The organism is Marinobacter sp. DS40M6, assembly GCF_028581595.1.
Taxonomy (GTDB): domain Bacteria; phylum Pseudomonadota; class Gammaproteobacteria; order Pseudomonadales; family Oleiphilaceae; genus Marinobacter; species Marinobacter salarius.
In genome coordinates this window covers 280,499-302,537 of record NZ_JAFCAE010000001.1, presented here as the reverse complement: position 1 = coordinate 302,537, position 22,039 = coordinate 280,499, and the positions used below count along the sequence as shown (strand labels likewise).

At 57.5% G+C, this 22,039-nt stretch carries 17 protein-coding genes; 15 read left to right on the top strand and 2 right to left on the bottom strand.

Annotated features, from left to right (window positions below; translation table 11 throughout):
- Positions 1-50 precede the first annotated feature (50 nt).
- Positions 51-1,502, bottom strand: a complete 1,452-nt coding sequence (gene dnaA / locus JJO78_RS01340; RefSeq protein WP_036211752.1) for a chromosomal replication initiator protein DnaA — start codon at positions 1,500-1,502, stop codon at positions 51-53.
- A 643-nt stretch (positions 1,503-2,145) separates the two neighbouring features.
- On the opposite strand from dnaA, the gene rpmH reads away from it, so the two are divergent.
- The 8 genes from rpmH (at position 2,146) to JJO78_RS01300 (ending at position 10,397) form a co-directional block, all read left to right on the top strand.
- Positions 2,146-2,280, top strand: a complete 135-nt coding sequence (gene rpmH, locus JJO78_RS01335) for a 50S ribosomal protein L34 (protein WP_008172542.1) — start codon at positions 2,146-2,148, stop codon at positions 2,278-2,280.
- A 15-nt stretch (positions 2,281-2,295) separates the two neighbouring features.
- On the top strand, positions 2,296-2,703 hold the full coding sequence (gene rnpA / locus JJO78_RS01330; RefSeq protein ID WP_075196405.1) for a ribonuclease P protein component: 408 nt from the start codon (positions 2,296-2,298) through the stop codon (positions 2,701-2,703).
- Positions 2,703-2,996 carry a membrane protein insertion efficiency factor YidD gene (gene yidD, locus JJO78_RS01325; RefSeq protein ID WP_036211745.1) on the top strand — a complete coding sequence of 98 codons (294 nt, stop codon included), beginning with the start codon at positions 2,703-2,705 and terminating at the stop codon, positions 2,994-2,996. The genes rnpA and yidD overlap by 1 nt, the downstream gene beginning before the upstream one ends.
- Positions 2,997-3,000: 4 nt before the next feature.
- Positions 3,001-4,713 (top strand): membrane protein insertase YidC, encoded by a 1,713-nt coding sequence (gene yidC, locus JJO78_RS01320; protein WP_075196406.1) that lies wholly within the window; start codon positions 3,001-3,003, stop codon positions 4,711-4,713.
- A 97-nt stretch (positions 4,714-4,810) separates the two neighbouring features.
- On the top strand, positions 4,811-6,181 hold the full coding sequence (mnmE, locus tag JJO78_RS01315; RefSeq protein ID WP_036211739.1) for a tRNA uridine-5-carboxymethylaminomethyl(34) synthesis GTPase MnmE: 1,371 nt from the start codon (positions 4,811-4,813) through the stop codon (positions 6,179-6,181).
- Between the two features lie 157 nt (positions 6,182-6,338).
- A complete protein-coding gene (locus JJO78_RS01310; RefSeq protein WP_075196407.1) occupies positions 6,339-7,112 on the top strand; it encodes a tetratricopeptide repeat protein in 774 nt (257 codons plus the stop codon).
- A gap of 23 nt (positions 7,113-7,135) precedes the next feature.
- Complete coding sequence (locus tag JJO78_RS01305) at positions 7,136-9,505, top strand: bifunctional diguanylate cyclase/phosphodiesterase (RefSeq protein ID WP_226909993.1); 2,370 nt, start codon at positions 7,136-7,138, stop codon at positions 9,503-9,505.
- 142 nt (positions 9,506-9,647) lie between these two features.
- Positions 9,648-10,397 (top strand): substrate-binding periplasmic protein, encoded by a 750-nt coding sequence (locus JJO78_RS01300; RefSeq protein ID WP_036211737.1) that lies wholly within the window; start codon positions 9,648-9,650, stop codon positions 10,395-10,397.
- A 25-nt stretch (positions 10,398-10,422) separates the two neighbouring features.
- On the opposite strand, the gene JJO78_RS01295 is transcribed toward JJO78_RS01300, so the two are convergent.
- Positions 10,423-12,243, bottom strand: a complete 1,821-nt coding sequence (locus JJO78_RS01295; protein ID WP_075196408.1) for an acyl-CoA dehydrogenase C-terminal domain-containing protein — start codon at positions 12,241-12,243, stop codon at positions 10,423-10,425.
- A gap of 219 nt (positions 12,244-12,462) precedes the next feature.
- Here JJO78_RS01295 and JJO78_RS01290 point away from each other — a divergent pair, with 219 nt between their 5' ends.
- From JJO78_RS01290 to JJO78_RS01260, 7 genes are all read left to right on the top strand, one after another.
- The gene (locus JJO78_RS01290) at positions 12,463-13,023 is read left to right on the top strand and encodes a DUF3833 domain-containing protein (protein WP_075196409.1); all 561 of its coding nucleotides are present in this window, start codon (positions 12,463-12,465) and stop codon (positions 13,021-13,023) included.
- 59 nt (positions 13,024-13,082) lie between these two features.
- On the top strand, positions 13,083-14,177 hold the full coding sequence (locus JJO78_RS01285) for an efflux RND transporter periplasmic adaptor subunit (RefSeq protein WP_075196410.1): 1,095 nt from the start codon (positions 13,083-13,085) through the stop codon (positions 14,175-14,177).
- 3 nt (positions 14,178-14,180) lie between these two features.
- A complete protein-coding gene (locus tag JJO78_RS01280) occupies positions 14,181-17,330 on the top strand; it encodes an efflux RND transporter permease subunit (protein ID WP_075196411.1) in 3,150 nt (1,049 codons plus the stop codon).
- Positions 17,331-17,737: 407 nt separating this feature from the next.
- Positions 17,738-19,624 carry a tRNA uridine-5-carboxymethylaminomethyl(34) synthesis enzyme MnmG gene (mnmG, locus tag JJO78_RS01275; protein WP_041332705.1) on the top strand — a complete coding sequence of 629 codons (1,887 nt, stop codon included), beginning with the start codon at positions 17,738-17,740 and terminating at the stop codon, positions 19,622-19,624.
- Between the two features lie 8 nt (positions 19,625-19,632).
- On the top strand, positions 19,633-20,310 hold the full coding sequence (gene rsmG, locus JJO78_RS01270) for a 16S rRNA (guanine(527)-N(7))-methyltransferase RsmG (RefSeq protein ID WP_036211723.1): 678 nt from the start codon (positions 19,633-19,635) through the stop codon (positions 20,308-20,310).
- Positions 20,298-21,092, top strand: a complete 795-nt coding sequence (locus JJO78_RS01265; protein WP_036211720.1) for a ParA family protein — start codon at positions 20,298-20,300, stop codon at positions 21,090-21,092. The genes rsmG and JJO78_RS01265 overlap by 13 nt, the downstream gene beginning before the upstream one ends.
- Before the next feature lie 51 nt (positions 21,093-21,143).
- On the top strand, positions 21,144-22,016 hold the full coding sequence (locus JJO78_RS01260) for a ParB/RepB/Spo0J family partition protein (protein ID WP_036212072.1): 873 nt from the start codon (positions 21,144-21,146) through the stop codon (positions 22,014-22,016).
- Positions 22,017-22,039: the final 23 nt, after the last annotated feature.

Sequence of the window (22,039 nt, the reverse complement as noted above, 5' to 3'; positions counted from 1 at the left end):
CAGCATTCTTTTATTGGAAGGTGAATGTGTATTGGCTGCCGCTAACCCGGTCAGGTTGTCAGTAGCCGCATAAAGTTCTGATAATCCTCTCGGATGCCAGGATCCGTTTCCTGCAGCTCTACAATCTTTTTGCAGGCATGCAATACCGTGGTGTGATCACGGCCACCAAACGCATCGCCAATTTCCGGCAGGCTGTGATTGGTCAATTCCTTGGCCAGGGACATGGCAACCTGTCTTGGCCGGGTCACAGTGCGGGTACGCCGTTTTGACAACAAATCGGCCACCTTGATCTTGTAGTACTCCGCCACCGTGCGCTGGATATTATCGATGCTGACCTGCTTTTCATGCAGCGCCAACAGATCCTTGAGGCTTTCCCGGATAAACGGCGGGGTGATCTCCGAACCAGTGAAGTGAGCATTCGCTATCACTAGGCGCAGCGCCCCTTCCAGCTCACGAACGTTCGATCGAATTTTTTGCGCGATGAAAAACGCCGCCTCGCTGCTGAGTTTGACGTTCACCTGCTCCGCCTTTTTCATCAGGATGGCGACCCTGGTCTCCAGCTCCGGTGGCTCTACCATCACGGTCAGGCCCCAGCCGAAACGGGATTTAAGGCGCTCTTCCATATCCACAATTTCTTTCGGAAAGCGGTCACAGGTCACAATAACCTGCTGTCCGCCTTCCAGTAACGCATTGAAAGTGTGGAAGAATTCTTCCTGAGAGCGCTCCTTGCGGGCGAAAAACTGAATATCGTCTATCAACAATGCGTCCACAGAGCGGTAATAGCGCTTGAACTCATTGATGGCGTTTAACTGAAGTGCCTTCACCATATCCGCCACAAAACGCTCGGAGCGAAGATAGGCCACCTTGGCTCTCGGGTTGCGCCGTACAATGTCATTACCAATGGCATGCATCAGGTGGGTCTTACCCAGACCCACACCACCATACAAAAACAGTGGGTTATAAGCTCCACCAGGGTTCTCCGCCACCTGCATCGAGGCCGCCCGGGCCAACTGGTTCGATTTACCCTCCACAAACGTGTCAAAGGTAAAGCCTTCGTTCAGGAAACTCTGGTGCTTGATGTCACCCTCAACCTGAACCGAACGTCGTTCGCTGGTGCTCTTGGCCTTCACCGAAGGCGTGGTCACTGTGGCCGCAACGCCTTTCTCTTCTTCCGTTACCCGGCTACCCGCTTCTTCCTGCTCGGCGGCCACACCACTGACCGCGTTCTCGGAACGGACCACCAGGTCAGATGACCGTGGCGCGGAACCCACCTTCATATCAATCCGAGGTGCCTGGCCACCGTGCAGATCCTTCAGGACTTCTTCAATTCTTCTGAGGTATTTTTCGTTCACCCAGTCCATGACGAACCGATTGGGTGCGAACAGCATCAACTGACCCTCGCGGTGATCCGACTGCAAGGGTCTAAGCCAGGTGTTGAATTGCTGGGCGGGAAACTCGTCCCGGAGTACTTCCAGACACTGATGCCATATGTTGTTCGGCACGACAGTCTTGCCTCCGATGCCTCAGAAATTTCTCGTCACGGATCTCCATGACCCGACGAAAGAGATGACCAAGGATTCTAACCTGAGGGCCTCCCGAGTGAAAGAGCCAAACGCATTTAATAAACAGCCTGTGGAAATTTATTTTCTTTTATTTCAATTTTTTACAGACTTACCTACAGGCTTGTGTACAGAAATATCGTGCATAAAAAGTTACCCACAGACCTGTGTGTACAAAGCGCTCTCAACCCTGTGGACGACACCCCGATGTTCGGTGGATAAATCGCGATCTGAGCAAACCTCCAACTTACCCACATTTCCTGCCTCGGATATACACAGGCCTCATCCCCACTTCTCAACCACTTTATGAACCATCCAATCCACTGTTTCCAAATCAATTCCATCGGTTTTCCACAGAAAAAGGCCTGCCTAATAACAGTAATAATAATCCTTAAAGAGAATACAAAAAGACCTAATGAATTTATTACCTGAACCGTGAATCAGCGGAGATGGAAATAACCCGACACTGGTCTCGAATAACCATTGAATTCCACCGCCACATTGCATAGAATGCCGCTCCTGTTTTGGCTGTTCATTTTCCAGCCAACGATTGAATTTCCAACATCTGTAATGTGAGACCGACACCATGAAAAGAACGTTTCAACCAAGCGTACTGAAGCGTAAGCGCGTTCACGGTTTCCGTGCCCGCATGGCAACCGCCAACGGCCGTAAGGTAATTTCCCGTCGTCGCGCCAAGGGCCGTGCCCGTCTGTCTGCATAAGACATTGACCGCCTGATGAAGGCTTTGACCTTTCCAAAATCGTCCCGGCTGCTCAAGCCATCCGATTACGGCAAAGTCTTCGATGACGTACAGTTAAGGGTTTCGCACCGACATTTCCTGATCCTGGCCACACCCAATACTCTGGGGCACGCCAGGATTGGGTTGGTGTTTTCAAAGAAGAATCTCAAACTGGCTGTACAACGAAACCGCGTTAAACGCCGGGTTCGGGAAACCTTCAGGCACGAACGGGAATACCCTGCCCTGGACATCGTGGTTCTTGGACGGCGAGGATTGACGGAGCTTGATAATGCCGCGCTCAATGCTACCCTGACGGAGCTCTGGGCACGCCTCAGGAAGAAAAACCGCCAGCTCCAGAAACCAACCACATCGGAACTTTCCGGTACCGGCAAAGGAACGGGTTAATGCGCAAACTGCTGCTCCTGCCCATCCGAGTCTACCAGTACGCGATCAGCCCGATGATGGCCAGTCATTGCCGTCACTACCCCACTTGTTCCCAATACGCTGTCGAAGCCATCACCGCCCACGGCGCCATTAGAGGCCTTTTTCTTTCGGTCAAACGTCTAATGAGGTGTCATCCATGGGCAAAAGGCGGGTATGATCCCGTTCCGGGCACTGACGTTCGCACTGAGGTAGTACCTTCCATCTGCTGCGGGCCGGCCAGCCAAACCCATAACGCTAACCAGACCAAACAGTAAGTTTATGGATATTCAACGCATTGTATTATTTGCCGGCCTTGCCATTGTCAGTTACATGATGGTGCTTGCCTGGAATGAAGACTATAACCAGCCGCAGACCCAACCCGCTACGGAACAGGCCAGTACCAGTACCCAGCCTGCATCGACGGATGACATGACTCTCCCGAGCGAGAGCGCCAGTGGCCCGGATACCTCAAGCGAAGAATTCACCACTCCGGAAGGCGATGGCCAGACAATCTCGGCCTCGGAGACATCCTCCGTTTCTGCCAGTGATCAACTCATCACCGTGCGTACCGATGTCTACGAACTCAAGATCGACCGTGTAGGCGGTAATCTGATTGAAAGTTCTTTGTTACAGCACGACCGGTCCCTCGACAGTGAAGAATCACTGAGGGTGTTGACCAATACCAGCAAGCGCACCTACATCATGGAAAGCGGGCTGATTGGCCGCGATGGCATCGACAGCAAACGCAATGGCAGTGCTCCGGTTTACAACACGTCTGCGTCAGAATACGAACTGCAGCAAGGCGAGAATACACTGACGGTCGATCTCACCTTCACCACGGACAACAATGTCGAAGTCACCAAACAGTATCTGTTTAGCCGTGACAGCTATGAGATTGATGTTCGTTATCAGATCAACAACCAGTCCGATAGCGTCTGGCAGGCAAACATGACGGGCAAGATTGTCCGTGATCAGGCACCGGACCCAACCGCACAGAACAGCCTGGGCATACGTGCTTTCCTGGGCATGGTGGTCAGTTCGCCAGAAGATCCTTACGAGAAGTTCGATTTTGACGATCTCTCCGAGAACCCGATCAACCAATCAGTGACCAATGGCTGGTTGGCCTTCCTCCAGCATTACTTCCTGGCTGCCTGGGTGCCCGAACGTGATCAGCCGGCCCAGTTCCAGTCCACTCGTCGTGGCCCGCTCTATGTCATGGGCTTTGTGTATCCCGCGACCGTCGTGGAGCCGGGTCAAACCAGCGAAGTGTCCGCCAAGGCCTATGTCGGTCCCAAGATCATTGAGCGCCTTGAGAACGTTGCCCCGAACCTCGACCGGACGGTTGATTTCGGCTTCCTGTTCTTCATTGCCCTGCCATTGTTCATTATTCTCGACTGGTTCCACGGGCTGGTTGGCAACTGGGGTGTGGCTATCATCCTGCTGACAGTGCTGGTCAAGGCGGTGTTCTTCAAACTGTCGGCGACCAGTTACCGGTCCATGGCAAGAATGCGTGCGGTAGCTCCCCAGCTGACACGGTTGAAAGAACTGTATGGCGACGATCGCCAGCGCATGTCCCAGGAAATGATGGCGTTGTACAAGCGGGAGAAGATAAACCCGTTGGGTGGCTGCCTGCCGATACTGGTGCAGATGCCGGTCTTTATATCCCTGTACTGGGTGCTGTTTGAAAGTGTCCAGTTGAGACATGCTCCCTTCATGCTGTGGATCCAGGATCTGTCGGTCATGGACCCCTATTTCATCCTGCCTATCCTGATGGGTGCCAGCATGATGTTGCAGATGAGTCTGAACCCGACACCACCGGACCCGATGCAGGCGAAGATCATGAAGCTGATGCCGCTGATCTTTACCGTGTTCTTCCTCTGGTTCCCGGCAGGTCTGGTTCTGTACTGGTTGGTCAACAACATCCTGTCCATCAGCCAGCAGTGGTACATTACCCGCAAGATTGAAGCAGAAGTTGCGGCCAAGAAGAGCTGACCGGTCATCCAACGGTTCCAGTGATTGCGGAGGCTCCTTTTGGGAGCCTCTGTTATTTCAGGGGCCCCAATGGGCAAGGGGGAAGGGGAAAGTAACGATGTTTTATGCCACCGATACCATTGCAGCAATTGCCACGGCCCCGGGCCAGTCCGGGGTGGGTATTGTTCGGGTATCTGGCCCGCAGGCAACGGCCATTGCGCGCCAGATGCTGGGGTTCGAGCCCAGGCCGCGTTACGCACACTATGGTCCGTTCCTGGACACTCGGGGGGAACTGATCGACGAAGGTATCGGGCTGTATTTTCCCAATCCCCATTCGTTTACCGGCGAGGATGTGTTTGAGCTCCAGGGCCACGGTGGCACCGTTATTCTCGACCTGCTGTTGAGAACGGTGTGCGAACTTGGGGCTCGCCTGGCCCGGCCCGGAGAATTTTCAGAACGGGCTTTCCTGAACGACAAACTGGACCTGACCCAGGCCGAGGCTATCGCCGACCTGATTGAAAGCAGTTCGGAGCAGGCAGCGCGCTGTGCGGTGCGTTCCCTGCAAGGCGTATTCTCCCGCAGAATTGACGCCCTGGTTGAGGCTGTTACCCACCTACGGATATATGTCGAGGCTGCGATCGATTTCCCGGAAGAGGAAATCGATTTCCTGGCTGACGGCAAAGTGGCGAACGACCTGCAGCTCATTATCCAGGACCTGGATGTTATCCTTGAGGAAGCCCAGCAAGGCACTATTCTACGAGATGGTATGAAGGTGGTGATTGCCGGGCGTCCCAATGCTGGCAAGTCCAGTCTGCTCAATGCCCTGGCGGGACGGGAGGCGGCCATTGTGACCGCAGTTGAAGGCACCACCCGGGATGTGTTGCGCGAACACATCCACATTGATGGCATGCCCCTGCACATCATCGATACCGCCGGCCTGCGGGACAGCCCCGACGAAGTGGAACAGATCGGGATTGCCAGGGCCTGGGACGAGATTCGTCAGGCCGACCGTATATTATTGATGGTAGATGCCACCACCACACCGGAAACTGAACCCCATCAACTGTGGCCAGACTTTATCGACCAGTTACCACCCGGCGCGCCCCTGACCGTCATCCGCAACAAGGTGGACCTGACTGGCGAACCAGCGGGCATCGAGCAACTGGACGCCAGTGCCGCGCCGGTGGTGCGCATTGCGGCCAAGTCAGCGGACGGTCTGGAAGTGCTGCGCGATCATCTGAAGCAGTGTATGGGATTTGCCAGTACCACCGAAGGCGGCTTTATCGCCCGGCGTCGTCACCTGGATGCCCTTGAGCGGGCCCGCGTTTCCCTGCTGCAGGGCGAGGACCAGTTACAGGGCTATGGAGCCGGTGAACTGTTGGCAGAGGACCTTCGTGCTGCCCAGGATTCTTTGGGGGAAATCACTGGTGTAATGACACCTGATGACTTACTGGGGAAAATCTTCAGCAGTTTTTGCATCGGCAAATAAGCCTCAAAAGAAACGGTTTGAACCTGCCTTCTTCCGTGTAAAACTAGTCGCTTCATCGACTGCTGAAAACGGCTAGTGAGTGTAGATGTATCGTCCGTATTCCTGTCTTCTGATTTTGCTCTTTCTAAGCGGATGCGCAAGCGTCGACGGTGATCGCTTGTCCAAGGCGTCGTCGGATTTGCTGGAACGAACCGGGCAGGTGATGAAGAAGATCGTTAACCCGCAAACGCCGAATTCCTACCAACGGGAACAGCGGGCGTTGTTTGAACAGCCGTACATCGACCCGCTGACGGAATACCTTGCGGAGTACCGCGACGATCCATCCCGCGCTTCCGTACTACATAACGTGGAACGGGAACGGGATCTGCGTTGTGAAGCCATTGCAGACGAGTACGCCAATGAGCCGGCGACCAACGCGATGCTTCAGCGCTATCAAGCCGGCTACCGTTACTCATGCCCGGGCGAGGTTGCCGCCTTTGCGGAGCGGGTGAAGCGGCAGCCGTCGACACCGGAACCCGAACCTCGTGCTGAGCCGGAGTCAGCCACGGTAGACGTTGCCGATGAAAGCGGCGTTTCCGACCAGGCCCTGAGTGACTGCTACCTGTTGATGGCCATTCGCAATTACAGTGAAGCCAGAGAGGCCTGCCAGGGTCCGGCTGACAACGGCGACGTGCGCGCGCAGTCCAATATGGCCATTATTTTCCATGCCTTTGAAGACTACGCCAGTGCACGGGTATGGGCCGAAAAGGCGGCGCCTGCCTCTGGCGAAGCCGCGTTTCTGTTGGGCCAGATGTACGCCACCGGACGTGGTGTCGGGCAGGATATGGATCAGGCCGTTTATTGGTACACTGAGGCTGCCAAGCGGGGCCACAAGCAAGCACAGGCAGCGCTGGACCGGCATCTGGAAGACCTCCCTGCCGGAGACACCTGACTCACTGCCCGAGGATATCCGTAATGCCGGGGATACTTCCCAGCCGCCTGACTCGTCGGAAAACCCCGTCCTCACGCCAATCCATCATGTGGATGCTGGGTTTGTTATTGCTGGTGTTTGTTGTCGGAATGCTTCTGTTATCCAGCCTGAATCTCAGTTACTCACGGGATGCCCTCTCCGAGCTTCGGAGGCAACAGATCAATGAGGTGGTGGGTGCAGGACTGTCGCGCATCAATGCCCGTCAATCCGCTTTGGCAAGCTACACCATTACCCTCGCCAACGTTGGTGAGAGTTTCCACGAGATGGTCGAGAGTGGGATGTCCGGTCGTGCTCTGTCTATAGTGCGTGGGAGCCTGGAGCACACCTTGAACGCCCATTTGCAGGATTTCGAGGGAGCGGCGGGTGCCGGGCTCTGGTTTGAGCCGGGCGTGTTGTCAGAAACAGGCACCAGCTATATGCCCTACTTTTTGCAGGGTAGCGACGACAACACACTGACAAGGCTGGATACTGAATCCCGTTTTGACCACTATCGCAACGCTCCCTGGTTCGGTCGCACATTGGAACAGGAGTGGACGGCCGATCCCGACAATTCCGGACACGTGTACTGGTCGCCGGTGTATTTCGATCTCAATACTGAACGCGCGGTGCTGACGCTCGCCAGTCCTATGTACGATCGTGACGGCAACCTGTTGGGCATGGCTACAACTGCTTGGGGCGCTGACCAGATCATCGATGTTGTCAGTCGCATCACCGTCACCCAACACAGTTTCGCGTTCCTGAATGACCGCAACAATCGCAATCTATCGAGCCTCAGTCAGGGGAAAGACACCCGCAGGGAGCAGGCCCTGATTGATGCCATCCTGGCGCTGGATCTTGGTGCTGATGTTGACTCAGCACGGTCCTTGGGCGAGGTCGGGGAACTGACCACTCGAGGCCTCTCAGCGGGCAATGAAGACTATGAGCTTTACTATGCCGCCACCGCTGGGGGCATGGTGTACGGGGCCGGCGTTCCGCGAAATGAGATCAATGCAGTGCTGCTGCCGATGGAGCGCACCAATTACCGGATTCTGGTCGGTACCGTCTCGGCGATGCTGATCCTGAGCCTGTATCTGTTGTACCGGATTATCCAGCTGATTCGTGAATTGCAGGCGTCCTATACCGACGACCTTACCGGTCTCCCGAACCGTGTCCGTTTGTTGCGGGATCTCCAGAACCGCCAGGCAGCCGCGTTGCTGATCATCAATCTGGACCGCTTCAACCAGATCAACAGCTTGTTCGGTAATGTCTGTGGCGACCATGTGCTTTTGGCGGTTGCCACACGATTGACCGCGTTCAGCCGCGATCATAACCGCGAAATTTTTCGGGTATACCGTCTTCCCGGTGACGAATTTGCTGTCCTGGCACCGGCAATGGCGCCGGAAGTGGCTCACCAGCTTGCTGTCCAGGTCCGGCATCTGGTTACTGGCGACCGGGTGTATTGGCAGGAACAGCGCCTGACGGTGGATGTCAGTATCGGCATCGCGCTTCGCAATAACCGGAAGCCGGAAGATGCCGCCGATCAGTTGGTCAGCCAGGCAAAAGTGGCGGTATTACAGGCCCGGGAAACAGGACGCCATCATCTGTTGTATGACCCGGCCGTAGGGGTTGAGGAAAACTACGAAAACAATCTGTACTGGGCCAATCGCCTGAAAGAAGCCATTGACCATGATCGCCTGGTGCCGTGGTTTCAGCCTATCCAGGATAACCAGAGCGGCCGTATCTCCAAGTACGAATGCCTGGTGAGGATGGTGGAGCCGGATGGCAGCGTGATCAGTGCTGGCCGCTTTATGGACATCGCCAATAAACTGCGGCTGAACCGACGAATCACCGAACTGATGATCGAGAAATGTTTTGCTTGTTTTACCGGGCGCGACGACGAGTTTTCGATCAACCTCTCCTACGGTGACATCACCGAGCCGGAGACCGTCGCTCAGATCCTCTCCGCCATCGAAACCTCAGGCATTGGCGATCGCGTTATCTTCGAGATCCTGGAATCGGATGGTATTACCAACTACGACGACATCCGCACGTTCATCGAACAGGTCAAACCCTATGGCTGCCGTATTGCCATCGACGATTTCGGCACTGGCTACTCCAATTTTTCCCACCTGCTGAGCCTGAACGTGGACTTCATCAAGATTGATGGCAGTCTGATTCGCAACCTCCATGAAGATCAAACCGCGTTCCTGGTGACCAGTGGCATCGTCCAGTTCGCCCGCAGTCTGGACATTCAAACGGTGGCGGAATTTGTCCACAACGAGCCGGTTCAGGCAAAGGTAAGGGAGTTAGGGATCGACTTTTCACAGGGCGAGTACGTCAGCATGCCGGTGCCGGCCCCCGGGTCTGCTGACTAGGCAGATGCCGGTTCATTCCATTACGAAAACACACATTTTTATTGTCAAATACCGTGAAAACCTGGGGTAGACTCCGGCGACACAGAGAATGACAGACCGTGACATCAGCTCATGGCGACCACGCATATCAAGGAGATAAACCGTGCGGAACCTGCCAGTGTTCTTACTCGCTGCCCTCGTCTTGATGACGGGTGTTTCCAGCGCCCAGGCTTCAGACAAGCTGTATCTGTATACCGAAAACTTCCCCCCGTACAACATGAGCGCTACCGGCCGGGCGTTCGAGCATAACGGCACCAACATTGATGGTCTGTGCACGGAAATGGTCAAGGCCATCCTGAACAACACCGATCTGGATTACGTGATCAAGCTGCGCAATTGGGATTACGGTTACAACCGGGCACTCAGCAAGCGTAACCACGGTATTTTCTGCACCACCTACACGGAGTCCCGCGCGCCGCGTTTCAAATGGGTTGGCCCGCTGACCCGGAACCTTTGGACCATTTTCGCGCCGGCGGGTACAAACCTGCAGATTGATAACCTTGAGGACGCCAGGGGGCTGCGTTTTGGCGGCTATCGCAATGACGTAATGACCGAATACCTGCTCGAGCGCGGCTACGAGGTGTCCACTCTGGACAGCGATGACCTCAACCCGAAACGCCTGGAGCTCGGCCAGATTGACCTGTGGATCGCAGACCGCCTGGCCGGCCCTTATTTTGCGTCCCAGCAGAACGTTGAGGGGCTGGATCCGGTCTACTCGTTTAACGACACCGAGCTTTTCCTGGCGATCAACCTGGATACGCCGGACGCCACGGTCGAAAAGCTTAACGCCGGGCTTCGAAAGGTTCATGAAACCGGCATGTTTGAGGCCATCGAAACCAAGTACGGCCTGTAAGTTCGTACTACAGGCCGTACTCGCTTCAGTCGGTGAAGGCCATGTGCTCGGGCGCCAGTTGCATCAGGCTTCTTGTCGGGCTCAACATGCAGGTGGCGTGAGCCTGCGCCCGGGGCAGCAGGCGTTCATAGTAGAACTCTGCCGTGGCCAGCTTGGCATGGTAGAAATCTTCCGAGTCGTCACCACTCTTGTCCAGTTTCTCTGAAGCGACCGCCGCCATCCTTGCCCACATGTAGGCCATGGTCACGTAACCGCTGTACATCAGGAAGTCGTTGGCAGCGGAACTCACCACATCGCGGTCCTTGCGGGCGGCCAGCATCAGCCGCACCGTAAGCACATTCCATTGCGCTGTCAGTTTGAGCAACTCCACCGAGAAAGGCCGTACCCGTTTGTCGGTCAGGGTCTTGCGGGCAAAATTGGCGACCTTGAGGGTGAACTCCCTGACCGCCCCGCCCTGAGTCATCAGCAGCACCTTGCGGCCCAGCAGGTCCAGCGCCTGGATACCGGTGGTCCCTTCATAGAGCGTGGCAATGCGGGTGTCGCGGACAATCTGCTCCATGCCGTGCTCGCGGATATAGCCGTGGCCGCCGAACACCTGTACCCCCAGATTGGCGGCTTCGTTGCCCAGCTCGGTCAGGAAGCCTTTCAGAATGGGGGTCAGAAAGCCCAGCCTGTCATCGTAAGCATCCGCTTTCTTCTCATCACCAGCGGTGTGGCCTTCCACCATGTGATCGGCCAGCCGTGCGGCGTAGTACAGCATGGCACGCCCGCCCTCGGCGATGGCTTTCTGGGTCAGCAACATGCGGCGGACATCGGCATGGTGAATCAGGCTGTCGGCCACCTGGTCGGGTTCTTTCTTACCCGACAGGGCGCGCATGGAGCGGCGTTCCCTGGCGTAATCCAGCGCCCACTGGTAGGACAGTTCCGCCGGGCCGACACCCTGGATGGCAGTGCCGATCCGCGCGGTGTTCATGAAGGTGAACATGCAGTTCAACCCTTCGTTCTCCGGGCCGATCAGGAAACCGGTGGCATCGTCGAAGTTCATCACGCAGGTGGCTGAGGCCTTGATCCCCATTTTCTTTTCCAGGCTGCCACAGGTCACGCCATTGGCTTCGCCAACGCCACCGTTCCCGTCGGGCAGGAACTTGGGCACGATGAACAGACTGATGCCCCGGGTGCCTTTCGGGGCATCCGGCAAACGGGCGAGCACAATGTGAACGATGTTCTCGGTCAGATCATGGTCACCGGAGGAAATGAAGATCTTGGTACCGGAGAGCTTGAAGCTGCCGTCTTCCTGAGGGGCCGCTTTGGTTTTCACCTGTCCCAGATCGGTCCCGCACTGGGGTTCGGTCAGGCACATGGTGCCACCCCAGCGGCCTTCGGTCAGCGGCACCAGGTAGGTTTGTTTCTGGTCTTCGCTACCGTGAAGAAAAATGGTATTCATGGCGCCCATCGACAGGCCCGGGTACATGGAGAAGGACCAGTTGGCGGTACCCATCATCTCCTGCTTGAACAGGCCCATGGAGGCCGGCAGTCCCTGCCCGCCGTACTCCTCCGGTGCAGACAGGCCCTGCCATCCGCCCTGCGCGTACTGTTGATAGGCTTCACGATAGCCTTTGGGGGTGATGACTTCGCCGTTATCCAGTTTGCAGCCTTCCTCGTCGCCGCTCTGGTAGAGCGGGCTCAAGACTTCTTCGCAGAATTTGCCGCATTCGTTGAGTATCGCATCGACGATATCAGGAGTGGCGTTCTCACCGGTTTTCAATCGTGTGTAGTGCCCCGGGTAGTCGAAAACCTCGTTGAGCAGGAACTTCATGTCGCGTAGGGGTGCCTTGTACACCGGCATAGCAAATACCTCTGTGGTTCTGTTTCCATTGCCCGATGTTTTACGGCATTGCCGGCGACCTGCCATTGACGGAAACCGCCATGCCCCCTGTCAGAAAGGACAATTGGCTGAAATGACGCGAGCATGGATGTCGACGTTGCCTAATGATCGATAACAACGCTATAGGCGTATTTGAAGGACCGACCATCCGTTCTGAATCGCCAGGGGAGTGTAAATATCATGCAAATATCGATTGGGACCAACAGGATCACTGGTCTGCCCCGCTGTCTCTGGTTATTGTTGGCGACAGTGTTGCTTGCGGGCTGTGCCGGGCCGTCGCTTGAGGATTACAGTGACCGCGGGCCGGTGTTGACGCCCCAGGAATTTTTTACCGGCGAACTTTCTGCCCGGGGTGTGGTCAAGGATTTCTCGGGCGAAGTGATTCGCACTTTCGATGCGGACATTTCCGCCAGTTGGGACAGCACCGGCATCGGCACTCTGAATGAGGAGTTCCGCTTCGACGACGGCGAAGTCCAGACCCGGGTATGGACGCTGACACCCGACAACGGTGCATTGCACGCCGATGCCGGTGATGTGGTGGAGCCGGGCACCATGCGTTGGCAAGGCAATGCCATTAATATGAATTATGTCCTGCGGGTGTCCTATGGCGACGGCACCATTGATGTCCGCATGGATGACTGGATGTACCTGATTACACCGGACACCCTGATTAACCAGACCACCATGACGAAATGGGGGATAGAAGTCGGGGAGATCGTGCTGGTGATCAGCAAACGATAGCCCATGTCGAACCTTCAGCCGGTTGTTGGGGCACAATCAAGCAGACGGATAATGCAATTATGGTTAAGCAATGGTTGATCGCTCTGGTACTCGTGGCTTTGGCCGCCGGGGGGGCATTCTCCTGGCAGCATCTGACCGGGGAGCAGGCGGCGGACGCCCAGCGGGAACGCCCTGCCAGCAAGGTGAATACGGTCACCCCCGAAATGGAGCTGGTCAGTGACACCGTCAGGGCGGTGGGTAGCCTTCGGGCCCGGGATCAGGTGGAACTGACCACCGAAGTCAGCGGTCGTGTCGTTGAAATGAACCTCGATGCGGGAAAGCGGGTCCAGTCCGGTGACCTGTTGCTGCGGCTCGATGATCGTCAGGCCAGCGCCGATCTGCAGGTGGCGGAAGCCACCCTCTCCGACGCCCGTCGCCAGTACGATCGCGCCCGGAAACTCCAGGCCAACAACAGCATATCCCAGTCCCAGGTGGATGAATTGCGCACCGCTGTCGATGTGGCGGAAGCTCAGCGCGAGGCGGCCCGCACCCGCCTCGACAACCACCGTATTGAAGCGCCGTTTGCCGGGGTTATTGGCCTTTCCGATATCAGCTTGGGAACTTATCTCGGTGCAGGCACGTCGGTGGCCACCCTGGATTCCACCACCAGGATGGAACTGGGGTTCGCAATCCCCGAGCGTTTCCTCGGCCAGATTCACACTGGCCAGACCGTGCGGGGCACGTCGCCGGCCTATACCGGGGAAACCTTTGGCGGTGAACTGGTGGAGTTGGGCACGCGAATTGATGAACTGAGCCGAACACTGCCGGTCAGGGCGCTGATCGACAATCCCGATGGCAAGCTCCGGCCTGGGCAGTTCATGTTGGCCACGCTGACACTCCGCGAACGGGAATCCCTGGTCATTCCCGAGCAGGCAGTAATGATTCGCGGTGACGAGAAGTATGTGTTCGTGGCCGAAGACGGTATCGCCCGACGGGTTTCGGTGACCCTGGGGTCCCGGATGCCTGGCCTGGTGGAAATCGTTGACGGACTGTCGCTGGACGAGCAGGTGATTGTAACCGGCCAGGACAGATTGAGCAGTGGCGACAGGATCAGTGTGGTGGAAGGGGAAAACGTGATTCCCGACAACCGCTTTGCCAACTCCCTGGAGTCCTGAACCGTGATCCTGTCTGATGTCTCCATCAAACGCCCTGTCTTTGCGACGGTTCTCAGTCTTCTTATTGTAGTTTTCGGGTTGGCGGCGTTGCTGGGGCTTCCTGTGCGGGAGTATCCGGACATTGACCCACCCGTGGTGTCCATTTCCACGGATTACATCGGCGCCGCCGCCGAAGTGGTGGACACCCAGATCACTCAGGTGGTTGAAGGGGCTATCAGCGGGATTGAAGGTATTCGCTCCATTGAGTCCTCCACCGAACAGGGCGAATCCCGAACCAGTATCGAATTTACCATTTCCCGCAACGTCGACATCGCCGCCAACGATGTGCGCGATGCCGTGTCCCGCATTGCCGATCAGCTGCCCGAAGAGGCTGAGGCGCCGGTCGTCCAGAAGGCCGACTCGGACGCCCGCCCGATGATGTGGGTGACCTTGCGCAGTGACATCTGGGACAGTGCGGAATTGAGCGATTTTGCCGAACGGGTGCTTGCCGACCGACTGTCCGTGCTGGATGGCGTTGCCGACGTACGCATTGGTGGTGAGCGGCGCTACGCCATCCGGGTCTGGCTGGACCGTGAACGGTTGGCCGCGCGGGATATCACCGTGGCCGAAGTCGAGCGCTCACTGAGGGCCAATAACGTTGAACTGCCCGCCGGCTCGGTGGACTCTTCCACCCGTAACTTCACGGTGCGTGCGGAAGGCCGGCTCACCAATGTGGAGCAGTTCCGTGATCTGGTGATTCGTCGCGACGGCAATGATCTTCTGCGCCTCGGCGAGGTGGCCAATGTCCAGATGGGGGTTGAGTCCGATGTCAGCCGACTGCGGGCCAACGGCAAGACTGCAATCGGCATGGGCATCATTCGTCAATCCAAGGCCAACACGGTGGCGGTGTCCGATGCCGTGCGTGCGGAGCTGGAGAAGATACGCGAGACCCTGCCCCCGGAAGTGACTATTGCCGAAAGCTACGACGAGTCGATATTCATCCGCGCGTCGATCAAGGAAGTGGTGTTTACGCTCGCCATTGCGGTGTCCCTGGTCATTCTGGTGATCTTCCTGTTCCTGCGGTCCTGGCGGGCTACCTTGATACCGGCGGTGACCATCCCGGTGGCGGTTATCGGCGCCTTTATCGGGCTGGGCTTCCTCGGTTTCTCCATCAACGTACTGACCCTGCTTGCAGTCATTCTGGCCATTGGTCTGGTGGTGGACGACGCCATCGTCATGCTGGAAAACATCCAGCGCCGGATCGATGAGGGCGAACCGCCACTGCTGGCGTCCTATCGCGGCGCCAAGCAGGTGGCCTTTGCCGTTATTGCCACCACGCTCACCCTGGTGGCGGTGTTTGTGCCGATTTCGTTTATGGGCGGCAACATCGGGCGACTGTTTGCCGAGTTTGGCTTCACCCTGGCGGCGGCGGTGGTGGTGTCCAGCCTGGTGGCGCTCACCCTGGCGCCCATGCTGTGTTCAAAATGGTTGCGACACAGCCCGGAATCGGCGGAAGGACATCGCTTGTGGGCGGCCAGTGAAAAAGTGCTCAATGGCCTGACCCATGGTTACGAACGCATGCTCCGATTCGCCCTCAACCAGCCCGGATTGTTGCTGGGACTTGGGCTTGTCGGGCTTATCGTTGCCACAGCGATTTTTCCAAGATTGCCGCAGGAGTTGGCGCCTACGGAAGACCGGGGCGTGATCATCATGCCGACCAGTGCCCCCCGGGGCTCGACGGTCGAGTTCACCGATCATTACGTGCGTCAGGCGGAGCAGGAACTGTTGCCCTATCTGGAAGACGGTGTCTCCAATCGGTTGTTGTCGATCGTGGGCTTCCGCGACGAAGAGGACAACGCGTTCATGATCATGGGCCTGGTGCCCTGGGAAGACCGTGAGATCAAACAACAGCAGATCACCAGCGAGCTGCGAGGCAAGCTTAGCCAGGTCACAGGTATTCGCGCGATTGCGGTGAACCCACCGGGGCTTGGGCAGCGCGGCTTTGATCAACCAGTGGAATTCGTAGTGGCCGGGCCGGATTACGAAAGTGTGCAGGCCTGGAGCGAGGAAATCGTCGAGCGGGCGAAGGACAACCCGAACCTGCTGAATCTGGACACTGATTTCGAACTGACCCGCCCCGAACTGCGTGTGTCCATCGACCGGGAGCGCGCCGCGGACCTGGATGTCACCATCGAAGATGTGGGCCTGACACTGCAGACCATGCTGGCATCACGGCAAGTCACCACCTACCTGGACCGCGGACGCGAATACGATGTCATCCTCCAGGCCGCGGACGCTGACCGGGCAACGCCGTCGGACCTGGGGCAGATTTTCCTGCGCCCCCGTGAGGGAGGCACCCTGATCCCTCTCCAGGCGCTGGTGTCGGTGGAGGAGATCGGCGCCAATCCCGACCTGAGACGCATCGACCGCTTGCCGGCGGTTGTCATCAGTGCCTCCCTGGCCGATGGCTATGATCTTGGGGCGGCACTGACGTATCTGAACAACCTGGCTGTGGATAACCTGCCGCCGGAGGCGAGGGTAAGCTACAAAGGGCTATCGCGGGAATTCCAGGAATCGTCGTCGGCGATCTACGTCACTTTTGGCCTGGCATTCGTGATTGTCTTCCTGGTGCTGGCTGCCCAGTTCGAAAGCTGGATTCACCCGCTGATCATCATGCTGTCGGTCCCATTGGCGGTTACCGGAGCCCTGCTGGGCCTGTGGTGGGCCGGCATCAGCCTGAATATCTACAGCCAGATCGGCATCATCATGTTGCTGGGGTTGATGGCGAAGAACGGCATATTGATTGTCGAGTTTGCCAACCAGCTCCGGGATAAGGGCTATGAAGTGAGGGACGCGATTTTGGAAGGTGCCAGCCTGCGCTTCCGGCCGGTGTTGATGACCACCATATCCACGGTCTTCGGTGCCGTGCCTTTGGTGCTCGCAACGGGCGCGGGGGCGGAAAGCCGGGCGTCGATCGGTATCGTGATCCTCGGCGGGCTGGTGTTCGCCACCACCCTGACCCTTTTTATTATTCCGGTGCTGTACAACCTGTTGGCACGGTTTGCCAAATCCACCAACGCGATTGCACTGGAGCTTGAACAACAGGCCAGCCAGTCTCCTGGTGGTCGCGGCATGACGGCCGCCCCGCAATCGAAAGAGATGGATCAGTTCTGACGACCGCAGGCAGCACCAAGCTGTGGATAATTTATTGGATAACCTTCGGATAAGCTTTGGTTAGAACAAAAATAAGTTATTTAAAACAAATAGTTAGGCTGAATAATAAGGCGTTATAGGGCACATCTGATATGTGGATAACTTTCTTGAAAAGTTTTCTGAGAAGGTGTCTACAAGCCGCTGATATCTGTCAGATTTCGGTTATCCACTATTCGTGAAACCCTGCGTGAAACCGCGTGTATCGGGTAGGTAGCGCTCGGGGTCTTTCGATAACCCGCCTGTCTGGTTAAAATTTGCACATTCTGACTGCAATTTACCGGGTGAGACGTTATACTCCCCGCCCTGATTTTCAGGCAGTTTCCTGATACCGAGAATTTTTCTGAGTCCCCGTTTGCCGAGGTGATGTTGTGGATTATCCGACCCGTTTCGATGTCATAGTCATTGGTGGTGGCCATGCCGGCACTGAAGCCGCTCTGGCGGCTGCACGCATGGGCTCCCAGACCCTGCTGCTGACCCACAACATCGAGACCCTGGGTCAGATGTCCTGCAACCCCGCCATTGGCGGCATCGGCAAGAGTCATCTGGTCAAGGAAATCGATGCTCTCGGCGGCGCCATGGCGATGGCGACTGACAAGGCGGGCATCCAGTTCCGCGTGCTCAACTCGCGCAAGGGACCGGCAGTACGAGCCACCCGCGCCCAGGCAGACCGGGTGCTGTACAAGGCGGCGATCCGCGAAATCCTCGAGAACCAGCCCAACCTGACGCTGTTCCAGCAGGCTGCTGACGACCTGATTGTGGATGGTGAGCGCATCACCGGCGTGGTGACCCAGTCGGGCATCCGTTTTCGCGCGCCCACGGTGGTGCTGACCACCGGAACCTTCCTTGGCGGTGTTATCCACATCGGCATGCAGCAGCATTCCGGTGGCCGTGCCGGTGACGCACCGGCCAATGCGCTGGCACAGCGTCTGCGGGAACTGCCGTTCAACGTCGGGCGCTTGAAAACCGGCACCCCACCCCGTATCGATGCCCGCAGCGTGGATTTCTCCGTGATGCAGGAGCAATGGGGTGATGACCCGGCGCCGGTGATGTCCTTCCTGGGTTCCCGCAACCAGCATCCTGAACAGGTCTGTTGCTACGTTACCCGCACCACCGAACAAACCCACGACATCATTCGCAGTGGCTTTGACCGGTCGCCCATGTTTGCCGGTAACATCGAAGGCATCGGGCCTCGCTATTGCCCGTCCATCGAGGACAAGGTCAACCGGTTTGCCGACAAGGACTCGCACCAGATTTTCGTGGAGCCGGAAGGGCTGACGACGAATGAGCTGTACCCCAATGGTATCTCCACCAGTCTGCCGTTCGATATTCAGTTGGCGGCTGTGCGCACCATTCCCGGCTTCGAGAATGCCCACATTACGCGGCCTGGCTACGCCATCGAGTACGACTTCCTGAACCCACAGGATCTGCGCCACACGCTGGAAACCAAGTTCATCCAGGGCCTGTACTTTGCGGGCCAGATCAATGGCACTACCGGTTATGAAGAAGCCGGTGCCCAGGGCCTTCTCGCAGGTATCAACGCGGCATTGCGTGCTCAGGACAAGGACGAATGGTACCCCCGCCGTGACGAAGCCTACCTCGGCGTTCTGGTGGACGACCTGATCACCATGGGTACCTCCGAGCCGTACCGTATGTTTACCAGCCGTGCTGAATACCGGCTGATCCTGCGGGAGGACAACGCCGACCTTCGCCTGACGGAAACCGGCCACAAGCTCGGGTTGGTGGATGACCAGCGTTGGCAGGCCTTTAACAGCAAGCGCGAAGCCATCGCCGCAGAACGTCAGCGCCTGGAAACCACGCGCATTCATCCGGGAACATCTGGCGGCGACGCCGCCAACAGCCACCTGCGTCAGCCCATGAACCGAGACCAGACACTCGCAGAGCTGCTGCGGCGCCCGGAAATCAACTATCGCCACATTGCTGACATGGCCGAAGGCCAAGCAGACGACCCGGCGGTGGCGGATCAGGTGGAAATCGAGATCAAGTATGAGGGTTATATCTCCCGCCAGGCGGACGAAATCGAGCGTCTGCGCCGGAATGAAAATACCCGTTTACCGGATGATATTGATTTTGATGCCATTGGTGGCCTGTCCAATGAGATCAAGCAGAAGCTCAAGGAAGTACGGCCGGAAACCGTGGCCCAGGCCTCACGCATCCAGGGCGTGACCCCGGCCGCCATTTCCCAGGTGCTGGTGCATCTCAAGAAGCGCGACCTGCTGCGCAAGCAATCCGCCTGAGTGCGCCCATGAGCGACGCACTCTGGCAACGCCAGCTCACCCAGGGCCTGGCTGACCTCAACCTGGAACTGGACAGCGCCAGCCAGCAACAGTTGCTGGCGTTTCTGGCCCTGCTGAATAAGTGGAACCGGGCCTATAACCTGACGGCTGTACGGGAGCCACGACAGATGGTGTCGCGCCAGTTGTTGGACAGCCTCAGTATCCTGCCATTTGTTACCGCGGACCATCTGCTGGATGTTGGCGCCGGAGGAGGGTTGCCTGGCATCCCCCTCGCAATCACGTTGCCCGAAAGGCGTTTTACCCTACTGGACAGCAACAGCAAGAAAACCCGCTTCCTGACCCAGTGTGTGCTGGAACTCGGCCTGAAGAATGTGGAGATCATTCACGGCCGGGCTGAAAGCTGTGATCCCGCGATCCGATACCAGCAGATCAGCAGTCGAGCGTTTACGGCACTGGATAACCTCGTCAACTGGTGCGGGCATCTGCTTGCGGATGAGGGCGAGTTCCTTGCCATGAAAGGCCAGTTTCCGGATGATGAGGTGGCTGCCCTGCCAGTGGGTTGGCAGGTAACATCCCGACAGTCATTATCGGTACCTGGCTCGGACGGCGACCGGCACCTGCTGGTGATCGGTCGGGATTCCAGCCATCAGAATTTCACGACAGGAGGCGAGTCATGGCGCGTGTGATTGCAGTGACCAATCAAAAAGGCGGTGTGGGTAAAACCACCACCTGCGTCAACCTGGCTGCGTCATTGGCCGCAACCAAGCGCCGCGTGTTACTGGTGGATATGGACCCCCAGGGCAACGCCACCATGGGCAGTGGTGTGGATAAGAATGCCCTGGAGCTCTCCGGCTACGACATGCTCACCAAACGGGCAACGGCAGCCGAGGTGATTTTCCGGGCCGAAGTCTCTGGGTTTGACATATTGCCGGCTAACGGCGACCTGACCGCCGCCGAAGTGGAGCTGATGAACGAAATCGGCCGCGAGCATCGTCTGCGCCTGGCCCTGAACAAGGTTCGGGAGAACTACGACTACATCCTGATCGACTGCCCGCCGTCCCTCAGCCTGCTGACCGTCAATGCGCTGTCAGCGGCGGATACGGTGCTGATTCCCATGCAGTGCGAATACTATGCCCTGGAAGGTCTGGCGGCCTTGATGAACACGGTTGAGCAGATTCAGGAGACCGTCAACCCGGATCTGCAGGTGGAAGGCATCCTGCGCACCATGTATGACCCCCGCAACAGCCTGACTCTGGATGTGTCCAGTCAGCTCAACGAGTTTTTCGGTGACAAGGTCTACCGCGCGGTGATCCCCCGCAACGTGAGGCTGGCGGAGGCCCCCAGCTATGGTATGCCGGCCCTGAAATACGACCGCGCGTCCAAGGGCGCGGTGGCCTATCTGGCCCTGGCTGGTGAGATGGTACGCCGGCATGGATCGCAAAAGACATCCGCGGCTGTTGCCGTGTAAACTACCTCTCCTTTGCACACAGATATTTCATCGGGAAGAATGACAAACACCATGGCGGCGAAGAAACGAGGACTGGGTGAGCGCGGACTGGGCGCTCTGTTGCAGGGCTCCAGGGTCAACCTGGACCAGGAACTGAAGGATCACGATGGTGAGCTCCGGGAAGTTCCGATCGACCTGATCCAGCGTGGCCGGTTCCAGCCTCGCCGTGACATGGATCCGGCGGCCCTGCAGGAACTGGCTGACTCCATTCGCCAGCAGGGCGTGATGCAGCCCGTGGTGGTGCGTCCGATTGCCGAAGGCCGCTTTGAGCTGATCGCCGGCGAGCGCCGCTGGCGAGCCACCCAGATGGCCGAGCTCGACCGCATTCCCGCCATTATCCGCGACGTGCCGGATGATGCCGCTATCGCCATGGCGCTGATTGAGAATATCCAGCGCGAGAACCTCAATCCCATCGAAGAAGCCTTTGCGCTACAACGCCTGCAGGATGAGTTCGGCCTGACCCAGGCTCAGGTCGCGGAAGCGGTGGGTAAGTCCCGTACCACCATCACCAACCTGCTGCGGCTGATCAGCCTGTCGGAAGACGTTCGTGTCATGCTGGAGCACGGTGATCTGGAAATGGGTCATGGTCGGGCCATGCTTACGCTTCAACCCGAGCAGCAGATGCAGGTGGCGCGACAGGTGGTCGCGAAATCCCTGTCAGTGCGGCAGACGGAAGCCCTGGTTCGCCGGGTGCAACAGGAATCGCCGAACCGCAAGAAAGCCAAGGGTGAAGTGGATCCGAACATCCGTGCCCTGCAGGACGACCTGGCCGAGCGACTCGGTGCCCGGGTGTCGATTGACCATGGCCAGCGCGGCAAGGGCAAGCTGGTGATCGAATACACCTCCCTCGACGAACTGGATGGCATTCTGGGCCATATCAAGTAACGTCCCTGGCAGGATTTCCATAG